The sequence below is a fragment of the Streptomyces sp. NPDC015345 genome (assembly GCF_043078805.1).
In the GTDB taxonomy this organism is placed as follows: domain Bacteria; phylum Actinomycetota; class Actinomycetes; order Streptomycetales; family Streptomycetaceae; genus Streptomyces.
Genome location: NZ_JBIBTX010000004.1, coordinates 306,579 through 324,398, shown reverse-complemented (window position 1 = coordinate 324,398; position 17,820 = coordinate 306,579). Strand labels below are relative to the sequence as shown.

The 17,820-nt window shown below is 72.5% G+C and carries 13 protein-coding genes and 1 pseudogene; 6 read left to right on the top strand and 8 right to left on the bottom strand.

Annotated elements, in window-relative coordinates; translation table 11 throughout:
* Positions 1-50: 50 nt before the first annotated feature.
* The 3 genes and pseudogenes from ACF062_RS18610 to ACF062_RS18600 form a co-directional block, all read right to left on the bottom strand.
* Positions 51-1,190 carry a 12-oxophytodienoate reductase gene (locus ACF062_RS18610; protein WP_392139379.1) on the bottom strand — a complete coding sequence of 380 codons (1,140 nt, stop codon included), beginning with the start codon at positions 1,188-1,190 and terminating at the stop codon, positions 51-53.
* 181 nt (positions 1,191-1,371) lie between these two features.
* Positions 1,372-1,620 (bottom strand): annotated as a pseudogene (locus ACF062_RS18605) (LLM class flavin-dependent oxidoreductase); the annotation flags it as partial.
* Entirely contained in the window at positions 1,617-2,033 is a 417-nt protein-coding gene (locus ACF062_RS18600) for a winged helix-turn-helix transcriptional regulator (RefSeq protein WP_392139377.1), read from the bottom strand. The gene ACF062_RS18600 and the pseudogene ACF062_RS18605, both read right to left, overlap by 4 nt.
* Before the next feature lie 186 nt (positions 2,034-2,219).
* On the opposite strand from ACF062_RS18600, the gene ACF062_RS18595 reads away from it, so the two are divergent.
* Together ACF062_RS18595 and ACF062_RS18590 are read left to right on the top strand one after the other, a co-directional pair.
* Positions 2,220-3,089: an AAA family ATPase gene (locus tag ACF062_RS18595; RefSeq protein ID WP_392139375.1), complete on the top strand. Its 870-nt coding sequence runs from the start codon at positions 2,220-2,222 to the stop codon at positions 3,087-3,089.
* Positions 3,086-4,507: a VWA domain-containing protein gene (locus tag ACF062_RS18590; RefSeq protein ID WP_392139373.1), complete on the top strand. Its 1,422-nt coding sequence runs from the start codon at positions 3,086-3,088 to the stop codon at positions 4,505-4,507. The genes ACF062_RS18595 and ACF062_RS18590 overlap by 4 nt, the downstream gene beginning before the upstream one ends.
* Before the next feature lie 27 nt (positions 4,508-4,534).
* Here ACF062_RS18590 and ACF062_RS18585 read toward each other — a convergent pair whose 3' ends face one another.
* Positions 4,535-5,200, bottom strand: coding sequence for an endonuclease (locus ACF062_RS18585; RefSeq protein ID WP_392139371.1), 666 nt, complete (start codon positions 5,198-5,200; stop codon positions 4,535-4,537).
* A gap of 118 nt (positions 5,201-5,318) precedes the next feature.
* Between ACF062_RS18585 and ACF062_RS18580 the strand changes: the two genes are divergently transcribed.
* The 4 genes from ACF062_RS18580 (at position 5,319) to ACF062_RS18565 (ending at position 12,831) form a co-directional block, all read left to right on the top strand.
* Positions 5,319-6,632 (top strand): acetyl-CoA carboxylase biotin carboxylase subunit family protein, encoded by a 1,314-nt coding sequence (locus ACF062_RS18580; RefSeq protein WP_392139369.1) that lies wholly within the window; start codon positions 5,319-5,321, stop codon positions 6,630-6,632.
* Between the two features lie 55 nt (positions 6,633-6,687).
* Positions 6,688-8,730 carry a CocE/NonD family hydrolase gene (locus ACF062_RS18575; protein ID WP_392139367.1) on the top strand — a complete coding sequence of 681 codons (2,043 nt, stop codon included), beginning with the start codon at positions 6,688-6,690 and terminating at the stop codon, positions 8,728-8,730.
* A gap of 162 nt (positions 8,731-8,892) precedes the next feature.
* A complete protein-coding gene (locus ACF062_RS18570; RefSeq protein WP_392139365.1) occupies positions 8,893-10,443 on the top strand; it encodes an FAD-dependent oxidoreductase in 1,551 nt (516 codons plus the stop codon).
* A gap of 168 nt (positions 10,444-10,611) precedes the next feature.
* A complete protein-coding gene (locus ACF062_RS18565) occupies positions 10,612-12,831 on the top strand; it encodes a WD40/YVTN/BNR-like repeat-containing protein (protein WP_392139363.1) in 2,220 nt (739 codons plus the stop codon).
* Here the strand turns inward: ACF062_RS18565 and ACF062_RS18560 are convergent.
* Genes ACF062_RS18560 through ACF062_RS18545 form a run of 4 tightly spaced genes read right to left on the bottom strand, consistent with a single transcriptional unit; the run spans position 12,821 to position 17,643 of the window.
* Complete coding sequence (locus tag ACF062_RS18560; protein WP_392139361.1) at positions 12,821-13,969, bottom strand: XdhC family protein; 1,149 nt, start codon at positions 13,967-13,969, stop codon at positions 12,821-12,823. The genes ACF062_RS18565 and ACF062_RS18560 overlap by 11 nt on opposite strands.
* On the bottom strand, positions 13,962-16,115 hold the full coding sequence (locus ACF062_RS18555) for a xanthine dehydrogenase family protein molybdopterin-binding subunit (RefSeq protein WP_392139359.1): 2,154 nt from the start codon (positions 16,113-16,115) through the stop codon (positions 13,962-13,964). Before ACF062_RS18555 ends, ACF062_RS18560 begins: the two co-directional genes overlap by 8 nt.
* Positions 16,112-17,104, bottom strand: a complete 993-nt coding sequence (locus ACF062_RS18550) for an FAD binding domain-containing protein (protein WP_392139357.1) — start codon at positions 17,102-17,104, stop codon at positions 16,112-16,114. Before ACF062_RS18550 ends, ACF062_RS18555 begins: the two co-directional genes overlap by 4 nt.
* Positions 17,101-17,643, bottom strand: a complete 543-nt coding sequence (locus tag ACF062_RS18545; RefSeq protein ID WP_392139355.1) for a (2Fe-2S)-binding protein — start codon at positions 17,641-17,643, stop codon at positions 17,101-17,103. Before ACF062_RS18545 ends, ACF062_RS18550 begins: the two co-directional genes overlap by 4 nt.
* Positions 17,644-17,820: the final 177 nt, after the last annotated feature.

Below are 17,820 nucleotides of genomic sequence, written 5' to 3'. Positions count from 1 at the left end.
CGGGACTCTCGCACCGGGGCTCTCACATCAGGGCTCTCACACCAGGGCTCTCACACCAGCGCGTCGAGAAGCGAGGCGTCATACGGCAGCGCCTCGTGCAGGCGCCCGGTGAGCGCCTTGGCCGGCCAGTCGGGGTCGGCGACCAGCGCGCGGGCGACGGCGACGACGTCGAACTCGTCGCGCTCCAGGCGGTCGAGCAGCGGGTCGATGCCGGTGACGCCGGACCGCTGGGTGCGCCCAGGCGCCCCAGCGAACTGCTGGTCGAGGCCGACGGAACCCACGGTGATCGACGGCCGGCCGGTCAACTTCTTCGTCCAGCCCGCGAGGTTCAGGTCGCTGCCGTCGAACTCGGGGAGCCAGTAGCGCCGCGTGGAGGCGTGGAAGGCGTCCACGCCCGCTGCCGCGAGGGGCGCGAGCAGCTGCTCCAGTTCACCCGGGTCCTCGGCGACGCGCGCGTCGTAGTGGTCGGTCTTCCACTGCGAGAGGCGGAACAGGACCGGGAAGCCGGGCGAGACCGCGGCGCGTACGGCGGCGACGATCTCGGCGGCGAACCGGGCGCGGGAGGCGTGGCCGCCGCCGTAGGAGTCGGTGCGGGTGTTGGTGCCGTGCCACAGGAAGGCGTCGATCAGATAGCCGTGGGCGCCGTGCAGTTCTACTCCGTCGAAGCCGATGCGTTCGGCGGCCGCGGCGGCTTCGGCGAAGGCCTCCACGACCGCGTCGATGTCGTCGAGCGTCATGGCCCTGCCGTGCGGGCGCCCGTCGAGGCCGACCCCCGAGGGGCCCTCCGCGGGGACGCCGAGCGGCGGGACGGCGTCGGTGCGGACCACGCCCGTGTGCCAGAGCTGCGGCATGATCCGGCCGCCCGCCGCGTGCACCCGCTCGGCCACCCGCGCCCAGCCGGCCAGTGCTCGCGCGCCATGGAAGTGCGGCACACGGTCGTAGGCGGCGGCCGCGTCCCGGCCGATGTAGGTGCCCTCCGTGACGATCAGCCCGGCGCCTCCCTCGGCGCGCCGCGCGTAGTACGCGGCGACGTCCTCGCCGGGCACACCGTCCGGCGAGAAGCGCCGGGTCACGGCGGCCATCGCGATGCGGTTGCGCAGCGTCAGGCCGCCGAGCGTGAAGGGCCGCCCCAGCAGGTGTGCGGCACGGGACCGCGGGTCGGCGTGGGTCGGGCTCGAAGGGATCTGCATGCCTTGCTCCTCTGGACGCGCGGAGATCAACGACATAAGCGTAAGTCTTTTACTTCTGTCGTTCGCGCGCGGGGTGGGCGGTCCCCCGGATCCGGTCAGGCCGCGTCCACCTCGCGCACCAGCTCGATCACCCGGCCCAGCGCCGTGAGCCGCGCGTCGAGCGTGCCGCCCGCCGGATAGAGGCGGACCGTGTCGACGCGACCGGGCTGCGGGTGGCGAGCTGGATGATCCCCGAGCCGAGCAGCATCCGCTCGGTGCGGGCGGCCAGGCAGCCGAGGGGCGAGGGCGCTCCGGAGCCCCAGGCCTCCGCCACCCAGCAGATGTCCATGCCGAGCTTCTCGGCCTCGGTGACGAAGCCGTCCGTCTCGGCGCGCCCTCGGCCAGCCGCTTGATCGCGTCGACCGTGGCGGCCGTGCCGGCGGAGCGTCAGGCGTCGAACCGCGCCCGTACGTCCGGGCGTTCGGCGAGGTGCGGCGGGTAGCCGGGGCCGAGGCGCGCGGTCGTGTTCGACGCCGTCATCGGTTCCTTGCAGTCGGCGCAGACGACTTCGGCGTGGCTGTCGTGGCCGCATCGGTCGTGGTGGAAGACGACCGGGGCGCCCTCGTCGCCGCTGAGCCAGCGGTCGCCCCAGCTGCTCATGGCCGCGAGGACGCCGAAGAAGTCGCGGCCCTTCTCCGTGAGGACGTAGTCGTAGCGCATCGGGTCGCGCTGGTAGGCCCGCTTCTCCAGGAGCCCTTCGTCCACGAGGCGGCGCAGCCGGTCGGTCAGGGTGTTGCGGGCGATGGAGCAGGGCCAGTTCGCGAAGGAGGTACGCCTCATGACGCCGGCGTACGAAGGTCTCACGATGAGACCCAGCAGTCCGGCCGCGCGGTGAGGGGAACGTGACGTGCACCGCAAACAGTGTGTGCCTGTTGTCGGCGGCGGCCGGAACTGATCGGGTACCGGTGACGGATCAAGGCGAGGACCACCAAGACGACCAGGCCACCAGAACCACGAGGGCCAAGACCACCAGGACCAGGAGAACTCCCCATGACGACCGGGTACTTCGCCTCCGTCGACGATGTCGCGGCCCGGCTCGCCGGGAGCGGCTATCTGGCCTCCCCCGCGGTCGCCACCACCGTCTTCCTCGCCGACCGGCTCGGCAAGCCCCTGCTGGTGGAGGGACCGGCCGGCGTCGGCAAGACGGAGCTGGCCAAGGCCGTCGCCGAGGTCGCGGGGGCCCGGCTGGTCCGCCTCCAGTGCTACGAGGGCGTCGATGAGTCCCGGGCGCTGTACGAGTGGAACCACGCCAAGCAGCTGCTCCGCATCACCGCCGGGCGCGACGAGTCGTGGGACGAGACGCGCACGGACATCTTCGGCGAGGAGTTCCTGCTCTCGCGCCCGCTGCTCACGGCGATCCGCGGCGGCGACCCGAAGGTGCTGCTGATCGACGAGACCGACAAGGCCGACGTCGAGGTGGAGGGCCTGCTGCTCGAAGTCCTCAGCGACTTCCAGGTCACGGTGCCGGAGCTGGGCACCATCAGCGCGGAGCGCCGCCCCTTCGTCGTCCTCACCTCCAACGCGAGCCGGGAGCTGTCCGAGGCGCTGCGCCGCCGCTGCCTGTTCCTGCACATCGGCTTCCCCGAGGAGGAGTTGGAGCGCCGCATCGTCCGGGCGAAGGTGCCGGGCCTGGACGAGGCACTCGCCGAGTCGGTGGTGCGGGTCGTGGGCGCGCTGCGCGCGATGGACCTGCGGAAGGTGCCCTCGGTCGCCGAGACCATCGACTGGGCGCGCACCCTGCTCGCGCTCGGCGCCCGGAGCCTGGACGAAGCGGTCGTGCGCGACACCCTCGGCGTCCTCCTCAAGCATCAGGACGACGTGGTGAAGGCGGCGGCCAAGCTGGACCTGGACGCCGTGTGACCGCGCTCCCCGACGGCTTCGCCCGGCCGGTCACCGAGGAGGGGCTCAGCGGCCGGCTCACCGGTCTCGTCCAGACGTTGCGCTCCCACGGGCTGCGCATCGGCACGGGCGAGACGGTCGACGCGGCGGCGGCCCTGGAGGCGCTCGGCCTCGCCGACCGTGAGCGGGTCAGGGAGGGGCTGGCCGCCGCGCTGCTCCACCAGGAGGGCCAGCGGGCGGTGTTCGACCCGGTCTTCGACCTCTACTTTCCGCTGGGCGTCGGCGCGCCCGAGGGTACGACCACCGGGGGCGGCGACGCCGAGCCCGATCGGGACGCGCTGCGCGAGCGCCTGGTCGCCGCGCTCGCCACCGACGACCGGGCGCTGCTGGAACAGTTGGCGCGCGAGGCGGTGGCCGGCTTCGGCGGGTACGGCTCGGGGCAGGGCGGCTCGGACGGCTGGTCCTCCCACCAGACCCTGAGCCGGCTGCGGCCGGAGACGCTCCTCGCGCGCGTACTCGCCGCCCTTCGCGCGGGCCCCGCCGCGGCCGGGGACGCCGCGTTCACGGACCGTCTGGAGGCCGACGAGATCCGGCGCCGCATCGAAGGGTTCCGTGAGCGGGTCCGGACCGAGGCGCGCCGCCGGGTCGCCGAGCGGCGGGGCACGGAGGAGATCGCCCGCCGGGCCGTGGCGACCACCGCCGACCGCGTCGACTTCCTCGTCGCGGGCCGCGCCCACCTGGACGAGCTGCGCAGGACCGTGCACCCGCTGGCCCGCAAGCTCGCGACCCGCCTGGCCGCCCGCCGCAGGCGCGCCGCGCACGGCGCCGTCGATCTGCGTCGCACGCTGCGCGGCTCCCTCTCGACGGGCGGTGTGCCGATGCGGCCGGTGCTGCGCCGCCGCCGACCCGCGCGTCCCGAGCTGGTGCTGCTCTGCGATGTGTCCGGCTCGGTGGCGGGTTTCGCGAGCTTCACGATGCTGTTGGTGCAGGCGCTGCACGACCAGTTCAGCAAGGTGCGGGTGTTCGCGTTCGTCAATCGGGCGGACGAGGTCACCGGGCTGCTGACGCACGGCTCCACGGACCCGGCGGGCCTCGGTGCCCGCATCCTCGGTGAGGCGGTGGTCACCGGATGGCACGCCGGCAGCGACTACGGCACGTCCCTCGGGGAGTTCGCCGAGCGTCACTTCGACGCGGTCGGCCCGCGGTCCACGGTCTTCGTCCTCGGGGACGCCCGTACGAACATGAGCGACCCGAACGTCCCGGCGCTGCGGCGGATCGCCGGGCGGGCCCGCCGGGTGTACTGGCTCAACCCCGAGCCGCGCTCGCAGTGGTCGACGGGTGACTCGGCCGCGTACGCGTACGCGGAGCTGGTCGAGATGCACGAATGCCGCAACGCCCGGCAGCTCGGCGAGCTGATCGCGCGGCTGCTGCCGGTGTGACGCCGAAGCCTTCCCACGAGCCCGGAGTCATGACCTGTCGGGGTCCGCGAGCAGTTCCTCGGCGATGCTCTTGTCCAGGGCGGCGCGTACGAGGGCCGCCGCCAGGGCCGCGGGGTCGCTGTCCCCGGCGAGGCGCACCAGTTCGTCCGGGTCGTCGGGCAGGCCGAGCCGCCGCGCGCCCTGCAAGGCCTTGTCGCCGAGGCGCGGCGCCACGCCCGGCCATACCCGCTGCGCCTCGCGCAGGAAGATGTCGGCGCCCATGGGGCCGAGGCCTGGCACCTTCTGGAGTTGGCGGCTCAGCTCCTTCTCGTCGTCGCCCGCCGCGTCCCGCAGGCGGCGCAGATCGCCTCCGTAGTCCCGCAGGACCAGCTCGGCGCCCTCCCCGAGCTGCGTGGAGGTGCGCTCGTCGTAGCGCCGGTAGCCGCCCCGGCCGAGCGCGTCGACGCGGGCCTGCCACGACGCGTCGGCCATGCGCCGCGCGTCGCGCATTCCGGCGTCGAAGAGTTCCCTGGCCGCGGCGACCGCCACGGTGGCGCGGATGCGGGCGCTCAGCAGGACCGACAGGACGAGCAGCTGGTACAGCGGCTGCGGCGTGTCCCGCAGCCGGATGCCGGCGTCCTCGGCGTAGGTGCTGCCGTGGGCGTCGAGCAGCGCCCGGACGACGGAGGGGGCGCGGCGGCTTCGGTCGGCCATGGTTCTCCTCATGGTGCACGGTCTGCACGGTCGGGATGCTCCCTGCCCATGATGGCCGACGTGTGCACCTCTGGCCTGCGGGTACACAGCCGCTCTGACCCCGGCAGAAGGAGCAATTGTGGCTGTACGCCAGAAGAACGTGTTCGTGATCGGTCTGGACGAGGCCAACCTCCCCACGTTGCACGCCGTCCCGCACGCGCAGGACTACCGCTTCCACCCGCTGCTCACGATCGAGGAGCTCCAGGGCGGCGAGGTCTCCGTACCGGAGCTGATGGAGAAGGCGCAGAAGACCCTCGACGCGTTCGACGGCAGCATCGACGCGATCGTCGGTTACTGGGACTTCCCGGTCAGCACGATGGTCGCGATGCTGGGCGACCGGTACGGCACCCGCAGCACCAGCCTGGAGTCGGTCGTCAAGTGCGAGCACAAGTACTGGAGCCGCCTGGAGCAGCAGAAGGTGATCGAGGAGCATCCGCGCTTCGGCCGGGTCGACCTGGAGGCGAGTACGCCGAAGCCGCCGGAGGGCGTGCGCTTCCCGATGTGGCTCAAGCCCGCCCTGTCGTATTCCTCCAAGCTCGCGTACAGCGTGAAGAACGAGGAGGAGTTCGACGCGGCCGTGGCCAGGATCAAGGAGGGCATCGGCACGGTCGGCCGGCCCTTCGAGCACATACTCGACCAGATCGAGGTGCCCGAGGAGATGGCGGGCATCGGCGCGCAGGTCTGTCTCGCCGAGGAGGCGCTCTCCGGCATCCAGGTCGCGGTCGAGGGATACGTCCACCGGGGTGAGGTCACCGTCTACGGCGTCCTCGACTCCATCAATTACCCGGACTCCTCGTGCTTCCTGCGCCATCAGTACCCCTCGACGCTGCCGGAGCCGGTGGTGCGGCGCCTGCACGACGTGTCGGAGCGGGTGATGCGACAGATCGGCATGGACGACGCGACGTTCAGCATCGAGTACTTCTACGACCCCGGTACGGACGAGCTGAACCTGCTGGAGATCAACCCCCGGCACTCCCAGTCGCACGCGGAGCTGTTCGAGTACGTCGACGGTGTCCCGAACCACCACTGCATGGTCAGCCTCGCCTTCGGCGAGGACCCGAAGCTCCCCCACCGCGAGGGGCCCTGCGCGACGGCTGCCAAGTGGTACTACCGGTGGTTCGCCGACGGCGTGGTGCACGACGTGCCGACGCGCGAGGAGCTCGACCGCATCGAGCGCGAGATCGGCGACGTCCGGATCGACGTGCTGGTCGAGGAGGGCCAGCGGCTGTCCGACGCCGGTCACCAGGACAGCTACAGCTACGAGCTGGCCCACTTCTCCATCGGAGGCGACGACGAGGAGGACCTGCGGCGCAAGTACGACCGGTGCGTGGCCGCGCTCGGCCTCACCTTCGACGAGACGGAGCCCGGCGGCCGCGACGTCACCAACGACTAGCACGGCCGACGCGACACAGGCACCAGAGAACCGACCGAGAGGATGGCACGGCCCCATGCGTTACGTGGGCAATCTCCCGTACGCGACAAAAGAGGAAGAACACGTCCTCATCCCGATGTCCGACGGCGTCCGGCTGTCGGCGCGCGTCTGGCGCCCCGCGTCCTCGGACGACGCGCCGGTACCGGCCGTCCTCGAGTACATCCCGTACCGCAAGCGCGATCTGAGTTCCGTGCGCGACTCGATCCACCACCCCTACATCGCGGGGCACGGCTACGCGTGCGTACGCGTGGACGTGCGCGGCACGGGCGAGTCCGAGGGCGTCCTGCGGGACGAATATCTGGAGGTGGAGCAGACCGACGCCGAGGAGGTGCTCGCCTGGCTGGCCGAGCAGCCCTGGTGCGACGGCTCCACCGGCATGATGGGCATCTCCTGGGGGGCGTTCGCCGCGCTCCAGGTCGCCGCGCGACGGCCGCCGAGCCTGAAGGCCATCGTCATCTCGTCGTTCACGGACGACCGGTACGCCGACGACATGCACTACATGGGTGGCGCGATGCTGTCGGACAACCTCGCCGAGGCGGGGACCATGTTCGCGTACGCCACCTGTCCCCCCGATCCGGCCGTGGTCGGCGACCGCTGGCGCGAGATGTGGCACGAGCGTCTTGAGAACGCGCGCCCCTGGGTCCTGGAGTGGCTGCGCCACCAGCGGCGCGACGACTACTGGAAGCACGCCTCGGTCTGCGAGAACTACCAGGACGTACGCTGCCCCGTCCTCGCCTCCAGCGGCTGGGCGGACGGCTACTCCAACGCCGTGACCCGGCTGCTCGGCAATCTGGACGTGCCGCGCAAGGGGCTGATCGGCCCCTGGTCGCACAAGTATCCGCATCTGGGTGAGCCGGGCCCCGCCATCGGCTATCTCCAGGAAGTGGTGCGCTGGTGGGACCACTGGCTCAAGGGCGAGGACAACGGCGTCATGGAGGGCCCGATGCTGCGGGCCTGGATGCAGGACAGCGTGCCGCCCTCAACGGCGTACGAGGAGCGCCCGGGCCGCTGGGTCGGTGAGCCGGACTGGCCGTCGCCGCACATCGAGGAGGTCAGCCGTCCCCTGACCCGGCACCGCATCGCCTGGGACGGGGAGGTGGCCGACAAGGACGGCTCCGGCTCCGGTGAGGCCATGACCGTGCAGTCCCCGCTGTCGGTCGGCCAGTTCGCGGGCAAGTGGGCCTCCTACAACGCACCGCCCGACCTGCCCTACGACCAGCGCGAGGAGGACGGCGGCTCGCTGGTCTTCGACTCCCCGCGGCTGACCGAGCCGGTGGAGATCCTCGGCTCCCCCGCCATCGACCTCGACCTGTCGGTCAGCGAGCCGGTGGCCACGGTCGCGGCCCGGATCTCCGACGTGGCCCCCGACGGGCGGGCCACCCGTGTGACGTACGGCGTGCTCAACCTCACCCGCAGGGACGGCACGGGCGAGCCCGAGCCCTTGGAGCCGGGGCGCCGCTACCGCGCGACGCTCCAGCTCAACGGCGTGGCCCAGTGCTTCCCGCCGGGCCACCGCATCCGGCTCTCGCTGTCCACGTCGTACTGGCCGCTCGCCTGGCCACCGCCCCGGCCGGTCCTGCTCAGCGTGTACGAGGGCACCAGCGCGCTGCGGCTGCCGGTGCGGCCGGTCTCCGAGCCGGACAACGCGCCGCTGCGCCCCTTCGGCGAGCCCGAGGGCGCGGAGCCGCTGGCCACCACCCGGCTGACGCAGCCTGACCAGCGCTGGGAGGTCAGGCGGGACCTGATCGGCTACAACTCCGCGCTGGAGATCGTCAAGGACCGCGGGACCGTGCGGTACGAGGACATCGGGCTCGACGTCGGCTGCCGCGCCTTCGAGCGGTACACGTCCACGGGCGAGGACTTCACGTCGGTGACCGGTGAGTCGGCCTGGACCATGAGCTTCGCGCGGGACGACTGGGACGTGAGCGTGCGCACCCGCACGGTGCTGCGCTGCGACGAGGACGGTTTCCTCGTCGACGCGACGCTCGACGGCTATGAGGGGGAACGCCGCGTCTTCTCCCGGACGTGGAACGAGACCGTGCCCCGGGACTGGCTCTAGCGGGCCGGTCACCCTCACCCCACGGGCGCGTTATGCACCTTTTGCGTAGCCTGTGGGCAAGATCCGCAGCCCGGCCGCCCCACCGGATTGACCCGGTGGGGCGGGGGAACCCGCAGGATCGACGAACACCGAGCATGAGAACCATGAGAACAGGGAGCCGCCATGGCTGTCACACCTCGTACCGGGCCGCTGCCGGGCCGGCCGGAGTCCTACTGGATGGACAGCACCGGGCCGACGTCCTACCCGCCGCTGGCCGAGGACATCGAGGTGGACGCCGCCGTGGTGGGCGGCGGCATCGCCGGGCTCAGCACTGCCTGGGAGGTGGCCCGCACCGGGCGGACGGTCGCGGTCCTGGAAGCCGACCGCATCGCCGCCGGGGTGACCGGCTACACCACCGCCAAGCTGTCCGCCCTGCACACCCTGGTGTACGAGCGGCTGCGCGGTACGCGCGGGGCGGAGGCCGCCCATCTGTACGCCCGCTCCCAGCAGGAGGCGGTGGACCATGTCGCGGCCGTCTGCGCGGAGGTCGGCATCGACTGCCACTTGGAGCGCGCGCCCGCCTACACCTACACCGTCCGCCCCGAGGACACCGACGAACTGCGGGCCGAGGCCGCGGCGGCCCGTGAGGCGGGGCTGCCCGCCGAGTACACCGAGGTCACCGGTCTGCCCTTCGACGTGGCGGGCGCGGTGCGCGTGGAGGACCAGGCGCAGTTCCATCCCCGCGCCTATCTCCTCGCGCTCGCCGCGGACCTGCTCGCGCAGGGCGGCGTCATCCACGAGCGGACCCGCGTGACCGGCCTGCGCGAAGGCTCGCCGTGCCGGGTGACCGCCGAGTCCGGGCACACGGTGACCGCGAAGTCCGTCGTTGTCGCCACGCACTACCCCGTCTTCGACCGCGCCCTGCTCTTCGCCCGGCTGTCGGCCCAGCGCGAGCTCGTCGTCGCCGCTCCGCTGGCCCCCGGGCAGGACCCCGGCGGCATGTACATCACGCAGGAGGAGGGCAAGCGTTCGGTGCGCACCGCGCCGTACGGCGACGACGGCGGGCGGCTGCTCATCGTCACGGGCGAGGGCTTCACCCCCGGCACGGGTGACGCCGCCGCCGGATTCCGGGCACTCGACGCGTGGATGCGGGAGCGCTTCGACGTCGGGGAGACGGCCTACCGCTGGGCGGCCCAGGACAACTCCGTGACCGACGGAGTGCCGATGGTGGGCCCCTTCCACCCCGGCGCCCGCCACACCTACGTGGCGACCGGGTTCGGCGGCTGGGGGATGAGCGGCGGTGTCATGGCCGGCACCCTGCTCGCCCGGCTGATCCAGGGCGAGAAGTCCCCCTGGGCCGACCTGTACGACCCGCGACGGCTGCTGACCACCGTCCGGGAGGTGCCCGCGCTGCTGGGCCAGCAGGCCGAGGTCGCCAAGCACTTCGTCGGCGACCGGCTGCGCAGTCACGTCGATTCGGTGGACGAGATCCCCGCCGGCTCGGGCGCCGTGGTCCGGGTCGAGGGGCGCCGCTGCGCGGTGCACCGCGACGTGGACGGTGCGCTCCACGCCGTCTCGGCCCGCTGCACCCACATGGGCTGCCTGGTCGCGTTCAACGAGGCGGAGACCACGTGGGAGTGCCCCTGCCACGGCTCCCGCTTCGGCACCGACGGCGAGGTCCTCCAGGGGCCCGCGACGCGTCCGCTGGAGCCCCGGGAGCTGCCCGGCTCATAAGGTCCCCCGAGCCATAAAGCCCCGAGCCATTAGGCCCTGAGCCATGAGATCCCCGGACCATAGGTGCCCGGGCCCGTCACAAAGGCCAACTTCCGCTCTTCTGCTCCTTCGTACCCTCTCGTAACGTCAGCACGGCTTGTTCTGGCCATGACGAAGAAGAGGGTGCCCATGCGCAGACGCCTGCTTCATCTGGTCCTCGCCCCGCTCGCGGGCGTCGTCCTCCTGGCAACTCCACCGGCGGGCGCGGCGCCGCCAGGACCGGGCGATGTCTACCGCCCGGTCCGCGGCCCCGCCGCACCGGCCGAGTACCGCTACCTGCAGAAGACCGTGCCGGGCGAGCCGATCCCCCGGCACGCCCACGAGAACGCCGCCGCGCAGGCACGCGAGCTGCCCACCACGGGCGGCCGCTGGAAGGCGCTCGGCCCCACCAACATCGGCGGCCGGATCGTGTCGCTCGCCCTGGACCCGAAGCGGGCCGACACCCTGTACGCCGCCGCGGCCAGCGGCGGTATCTGGCGCAGCACGGACGCGGGCCGCACCTTCAAGTCCGCCTGGCCCGACAGCTGGACCCAGGCCATGGGCGCGGTCGCCACCGGGCCGGACGGCGCCTTGTACGCGGGCACCGGCGAGCCCAATCCCGGCGGCGGCAGCATCACGTACGAGGGCACCGGTCTCTATCGCAGCGCCGACGGGGGCAGGAACTGGCGGCGGATCGGGCTGCGGGACTCCGGTGCCATCAGCGCGATCACGGTGGATCCCCGCAACCCGCGCCGCATCTACGTGGCCGCGGCGGGTTCCCTCTACAACGGCGGCGGTGACCGCGGCGTCTACCGCTCGGAGAACGGGGGGAAGACCTGGCGGCGGATCCTGTCCGGCGCCAACGAGTTCACCGGGGCCACCGAGATCGTCATCCGGGGCAAGCGGCTGTACGCCGTGCTGTGGGACCACCGCCGTACGCCGGAGCTGCGCACCTACGGCGGCGTGGGCTCCGGGATCTTCCGCAGCGACGACGACGGCAAGAGCTGGCGGCGGCTCGGCGGCGGACTGCCCGAACAGGGGCCGGACGTGGGCCGGATAGGCCTCGCGGTCGCGGGCGAGAAGGCGTACGCGATCGTCAACAAGACCAGCGGCTCCTTCGAGGGCTTCTACGCGTCCACCGACGGCGGCGACCACTGGCGGCGCACCCCGGCCGACCAGAGGCTGACCGACTCGCAGTCGTCGTTCGGCTGGTGGTTCGGCAAGGTGTGGACCGACCCGAAGGACGCGGACCACGTCCATGTGGCGGGCGTTCCTCTGCTGACCACGAAGGACGGCGGCGCCACCTGGAGCGCCGACGACACGAGCATCCACGTCGACCAGCACGCGATGGTGTGGGACCCGCGCAGGCCGGGCCGCGTCTACCTCGGCAACGACGGCGGCGTCTACCGCTCCGAGGCGAACGGCGACGGCGGCTGGACCAAGGCACGGCACGAGCCGTACACCCAGCTGTACAGCGCGGCCCTCACCCCGCAGGACACCGGCCGGATCTCGGGCGGCTCCCAGGACAACGGCTCACTGCGCTCCTGGGGCGGGCCCCGCTTCAACGAATACCTCGGCGGCGACGGCGAGGAGAACCTCATCGACCCGACGGACGTGAACAAGGTCTTCGCCTGCTACCAGTACGGCAACTGCTTCCGCTCCACGGACGGCGGCGACACGCTCACCTACTTCGCCGACAAGACGACGTTCAAGCGCCGCAACTGGTTCACGCCCGTCGTCTTCGACCCGAAGGACCCGAGCGTCCTCTACTACGGCTCCGAGGTGGTCAACCGCTCCACGGACGGCGGCGTGACCTGGCAGCCCATCAGCCCCGACCTGTCCGGCGGCCCGGGCCCCGACCCGCTCTACACCAACTACGGCACGATCACCTCGATCGCGCCCGCGGGCGACGGCCGCACGCTCTACGCGGGCACCGACGACGGCCGGGTGTGGGTCACCAAGGACCTCGGCGCGCACTGGACGAAGCTGGTGGAGGGCCGCTCCTGGGTGACCCGCGTGGTGGTCGACCCGCATGACCCCGACCGCGTGTACACCACCCACTCCGCCTACCGCTCAGGGTCCGACAAAGCCCATGTGTACGGCAGTTCGGACGGCGGCAGGACCTGGCGGAACCTGTCCGGCGACCTCCCGGACGCACCCGTCAACGATCTCGTCCTCGGGCACGGCGGGCGGCTGCACATCGGCACCGACCAGGGCGTGTTCACCTCCCGTTCCGGCAAGCCGGTGTGGTCGCGCCTCGGCCGGGGCATGCCCGCGGTCCCCGTGGACGACATCGAGTACGACGCCGGGCACCGGCGCCTGCTGGCGGCCACGTTCGGCAGGGGGTTCTACGAACTGGCTACGAACTGACCACCCGCTGAGGGCGGTTCACGGGCGCCTCGTGGTGGATCGGCGTCCGTGAACCGGTGAGCGGCAGACCCGTGCCGCCCTGTCTGGCCGCGACGATCTCCGCCGCGATGGACAGGGCGGTCTCCTCGGGCGTGCGGGCGCCGAGGTCGAGGCCGATCGGCGAGCGCAGCCGCAAGCGTTCCTCCTCGGTGACGCCGACATCGCGGAGCCTGCGGTCGCGGTCCTCGTGGGTGCGGCGCGAACCCATCGCGCCGACGTACGCGACGGGCAGCCGCAGCGCCGCGGCGAGCAGCGGCACGTCGAACTTGGCGTCGTGGGTGAGCACGCACAGCACCGTGCGCTCGTCCGTCCCGGTCCGCTCCAGGTAGCGGTGCGGCCACTCGACCACGATGTCGTCCGCCTCGGGGAAGCGCAGCCGCGTGGCGAAGACGGGGCGGGCATCGCAGACCGTGACGTGGTAGCCGAGGAACTTCCCGGCGCGGACCAGGGCCGCCGCGAAGTCGACGGCTCCGAACACGATCATGCGGGGCGGCGGCACGCTCGACTCGACCAGGAAGGTCAGCGCGCTCCCGCAGCGCGAGCCGCTCTCCGAGACGGTGAACTCCCCGGTGCGGCCGGCCGCCAGGAGGGCGCGGGACTCCCCCGCCGCCGTGCGGTCCAGTTCCTGGTGCCCGTCGAGGCTGCCCTCGTACGTCCCGTCGGCCCGGACCAGGAGCGCCTTGCCGAGGAGGTCGGCGGGGCCCCGGGTGATCCGGGCCAGGGCGGCCGGCTCACCGTGGGCGGCGGCCGACAGGGCGGCGGCGAACACCGCCCTGTGCGGCGCGTCCCGGGTCACCGGGGTGACGAGCACCTCGATGACGCCGCCGCAGGTGAGGCCGACCGCGAAGGCGTCCTCGTCGCTGTAGCCGAACCGTTCGACCGTGGCCGTGCCGTCCTGGAGGGCCTCGGCGCACAGGTCGTACACCGCTCCCTCCACGCAGCCGCCGGAGACCGAGCCGATCGCCGTGCCCTCGCTGTCGACGGCGAGGGCGGCGCCGGGACCGCGCGGTGCGCTGCCGCCGACGTCCACGACGGTGGCGACCGCGAAGTCCCGGCCCTCCTGAACCCATTGGTGCAGGTCGGCGGCGATGTCAAGCACCGCTGCCGCCCGCCTCGGTCACAGCCCCCTCGGGCCGGCCGTCCTCGATCACGCGGTCGGGGCGGATCGGCAGGTTCCGGTGGCGGACGCCGGTCGCGTGCCAGACCGCGTTGGCGATCGCCGCGGCGGCGCCGACGATGCCGATCTCGCCGATACCCTTGATCCCCACGGGGTCCTCGGGGTCGGGGTCATCCACCCAGTCCGCCTCGATGTGCGGCACATCGGCGTGCGCGGCGACGTGGTAGCCCGCGAGGTCGGGGCCGACGGGAGCGCCCGATGCCCGGTCCCTGACCGCCTCCTCGTGCAGCGCCATGGACAGGCCCCACGTCATGCCGCCGACCAGCTGGCTGCGCGCGGTCAGCGGGTTGATGATGCGGCCGGCGGCGAAGATGCCGAGCATGCGCCGTACGCGGACCTCGCCGGTGGTGACGTCCACGGCGACCTCGGCGAACTGCGCGCCGTAGGAGTGACGTTCCTTCTGCGACAGTGTGCCGAGGAGGGCGCCGGTGTCGAAGCGCGCGGTGATGCCCTCCGCCGGGATGTCGCCGCCGGGGACCAGCTTCTCGCGCAGCTCGCGCGCCGCGCCCGTGACCGCCCAGCCCCAGGACCGGGTGCCCATGGAACCGCCCGCGATCATGGCGGGGCCGAAGTCGCTGTCGGCGATGTGAACCTTGACGCGGTCCGGCGCCACCTCCAGGGCGTCGGCGGCGATCAGCGTGAGCGCGGTCCGCGCGCCGGTGCCGACGTCCGCCGCGGTGATGCGCACCGTGAACGTCCCGTCGGCCTGCGCCGTCACGGCCGCCGTGGCCGGGCCGACGAGCACCGGGAACGTGGCGGCGGCCGTGCCGGTGCCGATCAGCCAGCGGCCCTCGCGGCGCGCGCGGGGGCGCGGGTCGCGGCCGGCCCAGCCGAATCTGCGGGCGCCCTCGTCGAAGCAGGCGGTGAGGTTGCGGCTGCTGAACGGCAGCCCGGAGACGGGTCCCACCGCGGGTTCGTTGCGGGCCCGCAGCGCGATGGGGTCCATACCGCACTTCTCGGCGAGTTCGTCGAGCGCGGACTCCAGCGCGAAGGACCCGGGGGCCTCGCCGGGCGCGCGCATATAGGTCGGCGTCGGCACGTCCAGGCGTACGACGCGGTTGACGCTGCGGTGTGCGTCGGCGGCGTACATCGGACGGCCGAAACCGGCGCTGGCCTCGACGAACTCGTAGATGGTCGAGGTCAGGCTCTGGCCCTGGTGGTCGAAGGCGCGCAGCCGCCCGTCGGGCTCCGCGCCGAGCCGCACGCGCTGCGCGGTGGGGCTGCGGTAGCCGACGAGGGAGAACATCTGACGACGGGTCAGCACGACACGGACGGGGCGGTCCAGGACGGTCGCCGCCATCGCGGCGCAGACCTGGTGGACCCGCAGCCCCTTGGAGCCGAAGGCGCCTCCGACGTGCTCGGAGCGCACGCGCACCGAGGCCGGGTCGAGGGAGAACAGCTTCGCCAGCTCGTCCACGATCCAGGTGCTGCCCTGGTTGGAGTCGACCACGTCGAGACGGCCGCTGTCCCACCGCGCGGTCGCCGCGTGCGGCTCCATCGGGCTGTGGTGCTCCTCCGGCGTGGTGTACTCGGCGTCCACGACGTGCGTGGAGGCGGCCAGTTCGGCCTCCAGGTCGCCCTTCTCCACCAGCATGCCGTCGGTGTCCGGCGTGTACGTGCCGGGGCGTCCGTGGGAGAACTCTATGTCGTGCTGTTCCTGGTCGTAGTGGACGACCAGGGCCTCTGCGGCCTCCCGCGCCTGTTCGGAGGTCTCGGCGACGACGAGCGCCACGGGCCAGCCCGCGAAGGGCACCTGGTCGTGCTGGAAGACCGCGATGAGCGGGTCGGGGCGGCCCAGCATGCCTTCGTAGTCGATGTCGACGCGCGGCGCGTTGCCGTGGTGCAGGACGGTCAGGACGCCGGGCATCGCGAGGACGGGCTCGGTGTCGACGGAGCGGATACGGCCGCGGGCGATCGTGGACAGCACAAGCCAACCGTGGGCGAGGTCGGTGAAGGGGATCTCGCCGGCGTAGCGCGCCGCGCCGGTGACCTTGTCGAGGCCCTCGATGCGGGTGTGCGCGGTGCCGACGGAGCCCGTCACCGCGGTGGGTCCGGTCGTCGTGGTCATCGGGCAGCCTCCTCGGTGAGTTCGGTCAGCAGGGCCACGACGAGGTTGCGCAGCAGCGTCACCTTGTACGCGTTGTGGGGCAGCGTCCGCGCGGCGGCCAGTTCGGCGTCCGCGGCGGCGGCGAACGCCTCGGCGTCCGCCGGGCCCCCGGTCAGGACCCGCTCGGCCTCCCGCGCACGCCACGGCCGGGACGCGACCGCCCCGAAGGCGAGGCGCACCTCACGTACGACACCGTCATGGACGTCGAGCGCGCCGGCGATGGAGCCGATGGCGAAGGCGTAGGAGGCACGCTCGCGCACCTTGCGGTAGCGGGAGTGGGCGGCGACCGGGGCGGGCGGCAGGATGATGCCGGTGATCAGCGCGCCGGCCGGCAGCGCGGTCTCCAGGTGCGGGGTGTCGCCCACCGGGAGGTAGAACTCCGCGAGCGGCAACTGACCGGTGCCGTCGGCCGATTCGTACGTGACGACGGCGTCGAAGGCGGCGAGCGCCACCGCCATGTCGGAGGGATTGGTTGCCACGCAGTGCTCGGTGGCGCCGAGGATGGCGTGGTTGTGGTGCTCGCCCTCGATGGCCGAGCAGCCGGTGCCGGGGGCGCGCTTGTTGCACGGCTTGCTCAGGTCGGTGAAGTAGCCGCAGCGGGTGCGCTGGAGGAGGTTGCCGCCGACGGTGGCCATGTTGCGCAGCTGACCGGAGGCGCCCGCGAGGACGGCCTGCGCCAGCGCGGGGTAGCGGCGGCGGACCTCGGGGTGGGCGGCGAGGTCGCTGTTGGTGACGGTCGCGCCGATGCGCAGGCCGCCTTCGGCGGTGGACTCGATGCCGTCCAGGGGCAGTTCGCGTACGTCGACCAGGCGCGCGGGCCGCTCGACGCCGGTCTTCATCAGGTCGACGAGGTTGGTGCCGCCACCGAGGTAGCGGGCCTCGGGGTCGGCGCCGAGCAGGGCGACCGCGCCGCTCACGTCGTGGGCGCGCTGGTACGCGAAGTCCCTCATATCGCTTCCTCTTCTGCGCGGGCGGCCTTCGCGACGGCCTGCACGATGGACACGTAGGCACCGCAGCGGCAGAGGTTGCCGCTCATCCGCTCGCGGATCTCCTCCGCGGTGAGCTCGGGCACGCCCGCTTCGGGCCGCACCTCCTCGGTGGCGGCGCTCGGCCAGCCCGCCGCGTGCTCCTCGATCATGGCGAGGGCCGAACAGATCTGTCCGGGGGTGCAGTACCCGCACTGGAAGCCGTCGAGGTCGAGGAAGGCCTGCTGCACGGGGTGGAGCCGGTCGCCGTCGGCGACGCCCTCGATGGTGGTGATCTCACGCCCCTCGGCGGCGACCGCGAGCTGGAGGCAGGAGACGGCGCGGCGGCCGTCGATCAGCACCGTGCAGGCGCCGCACTGACCCTGGTCGCAGCCCTTCTTGGTGCCGGTGAGATCGAGCCGCTCGCGCAGCGCGTCGAGCAGGGTGGTGCGGTGGTCGACGGACAGTGTGTGCTTCTCGCCGTTGATGTTCAGGGTGAGGGCACTGGTCGTCGATGGAGCCATGAGCAGCCTTCTTTCGCGGATGGCGTCGAACGAGGCGGTCCCGGCGGGAGGTTCGGGAGACGGTGGCGCTGTACAGGAGAAGGAGAAGGGTGTCTCGGGGCGCGGGCTGTCCCCAGCGGCCGGATCTGGCGCTATGGTTGCCCTAAGTGGACAGTTGTCCAGTTGCCCATCAGTCGT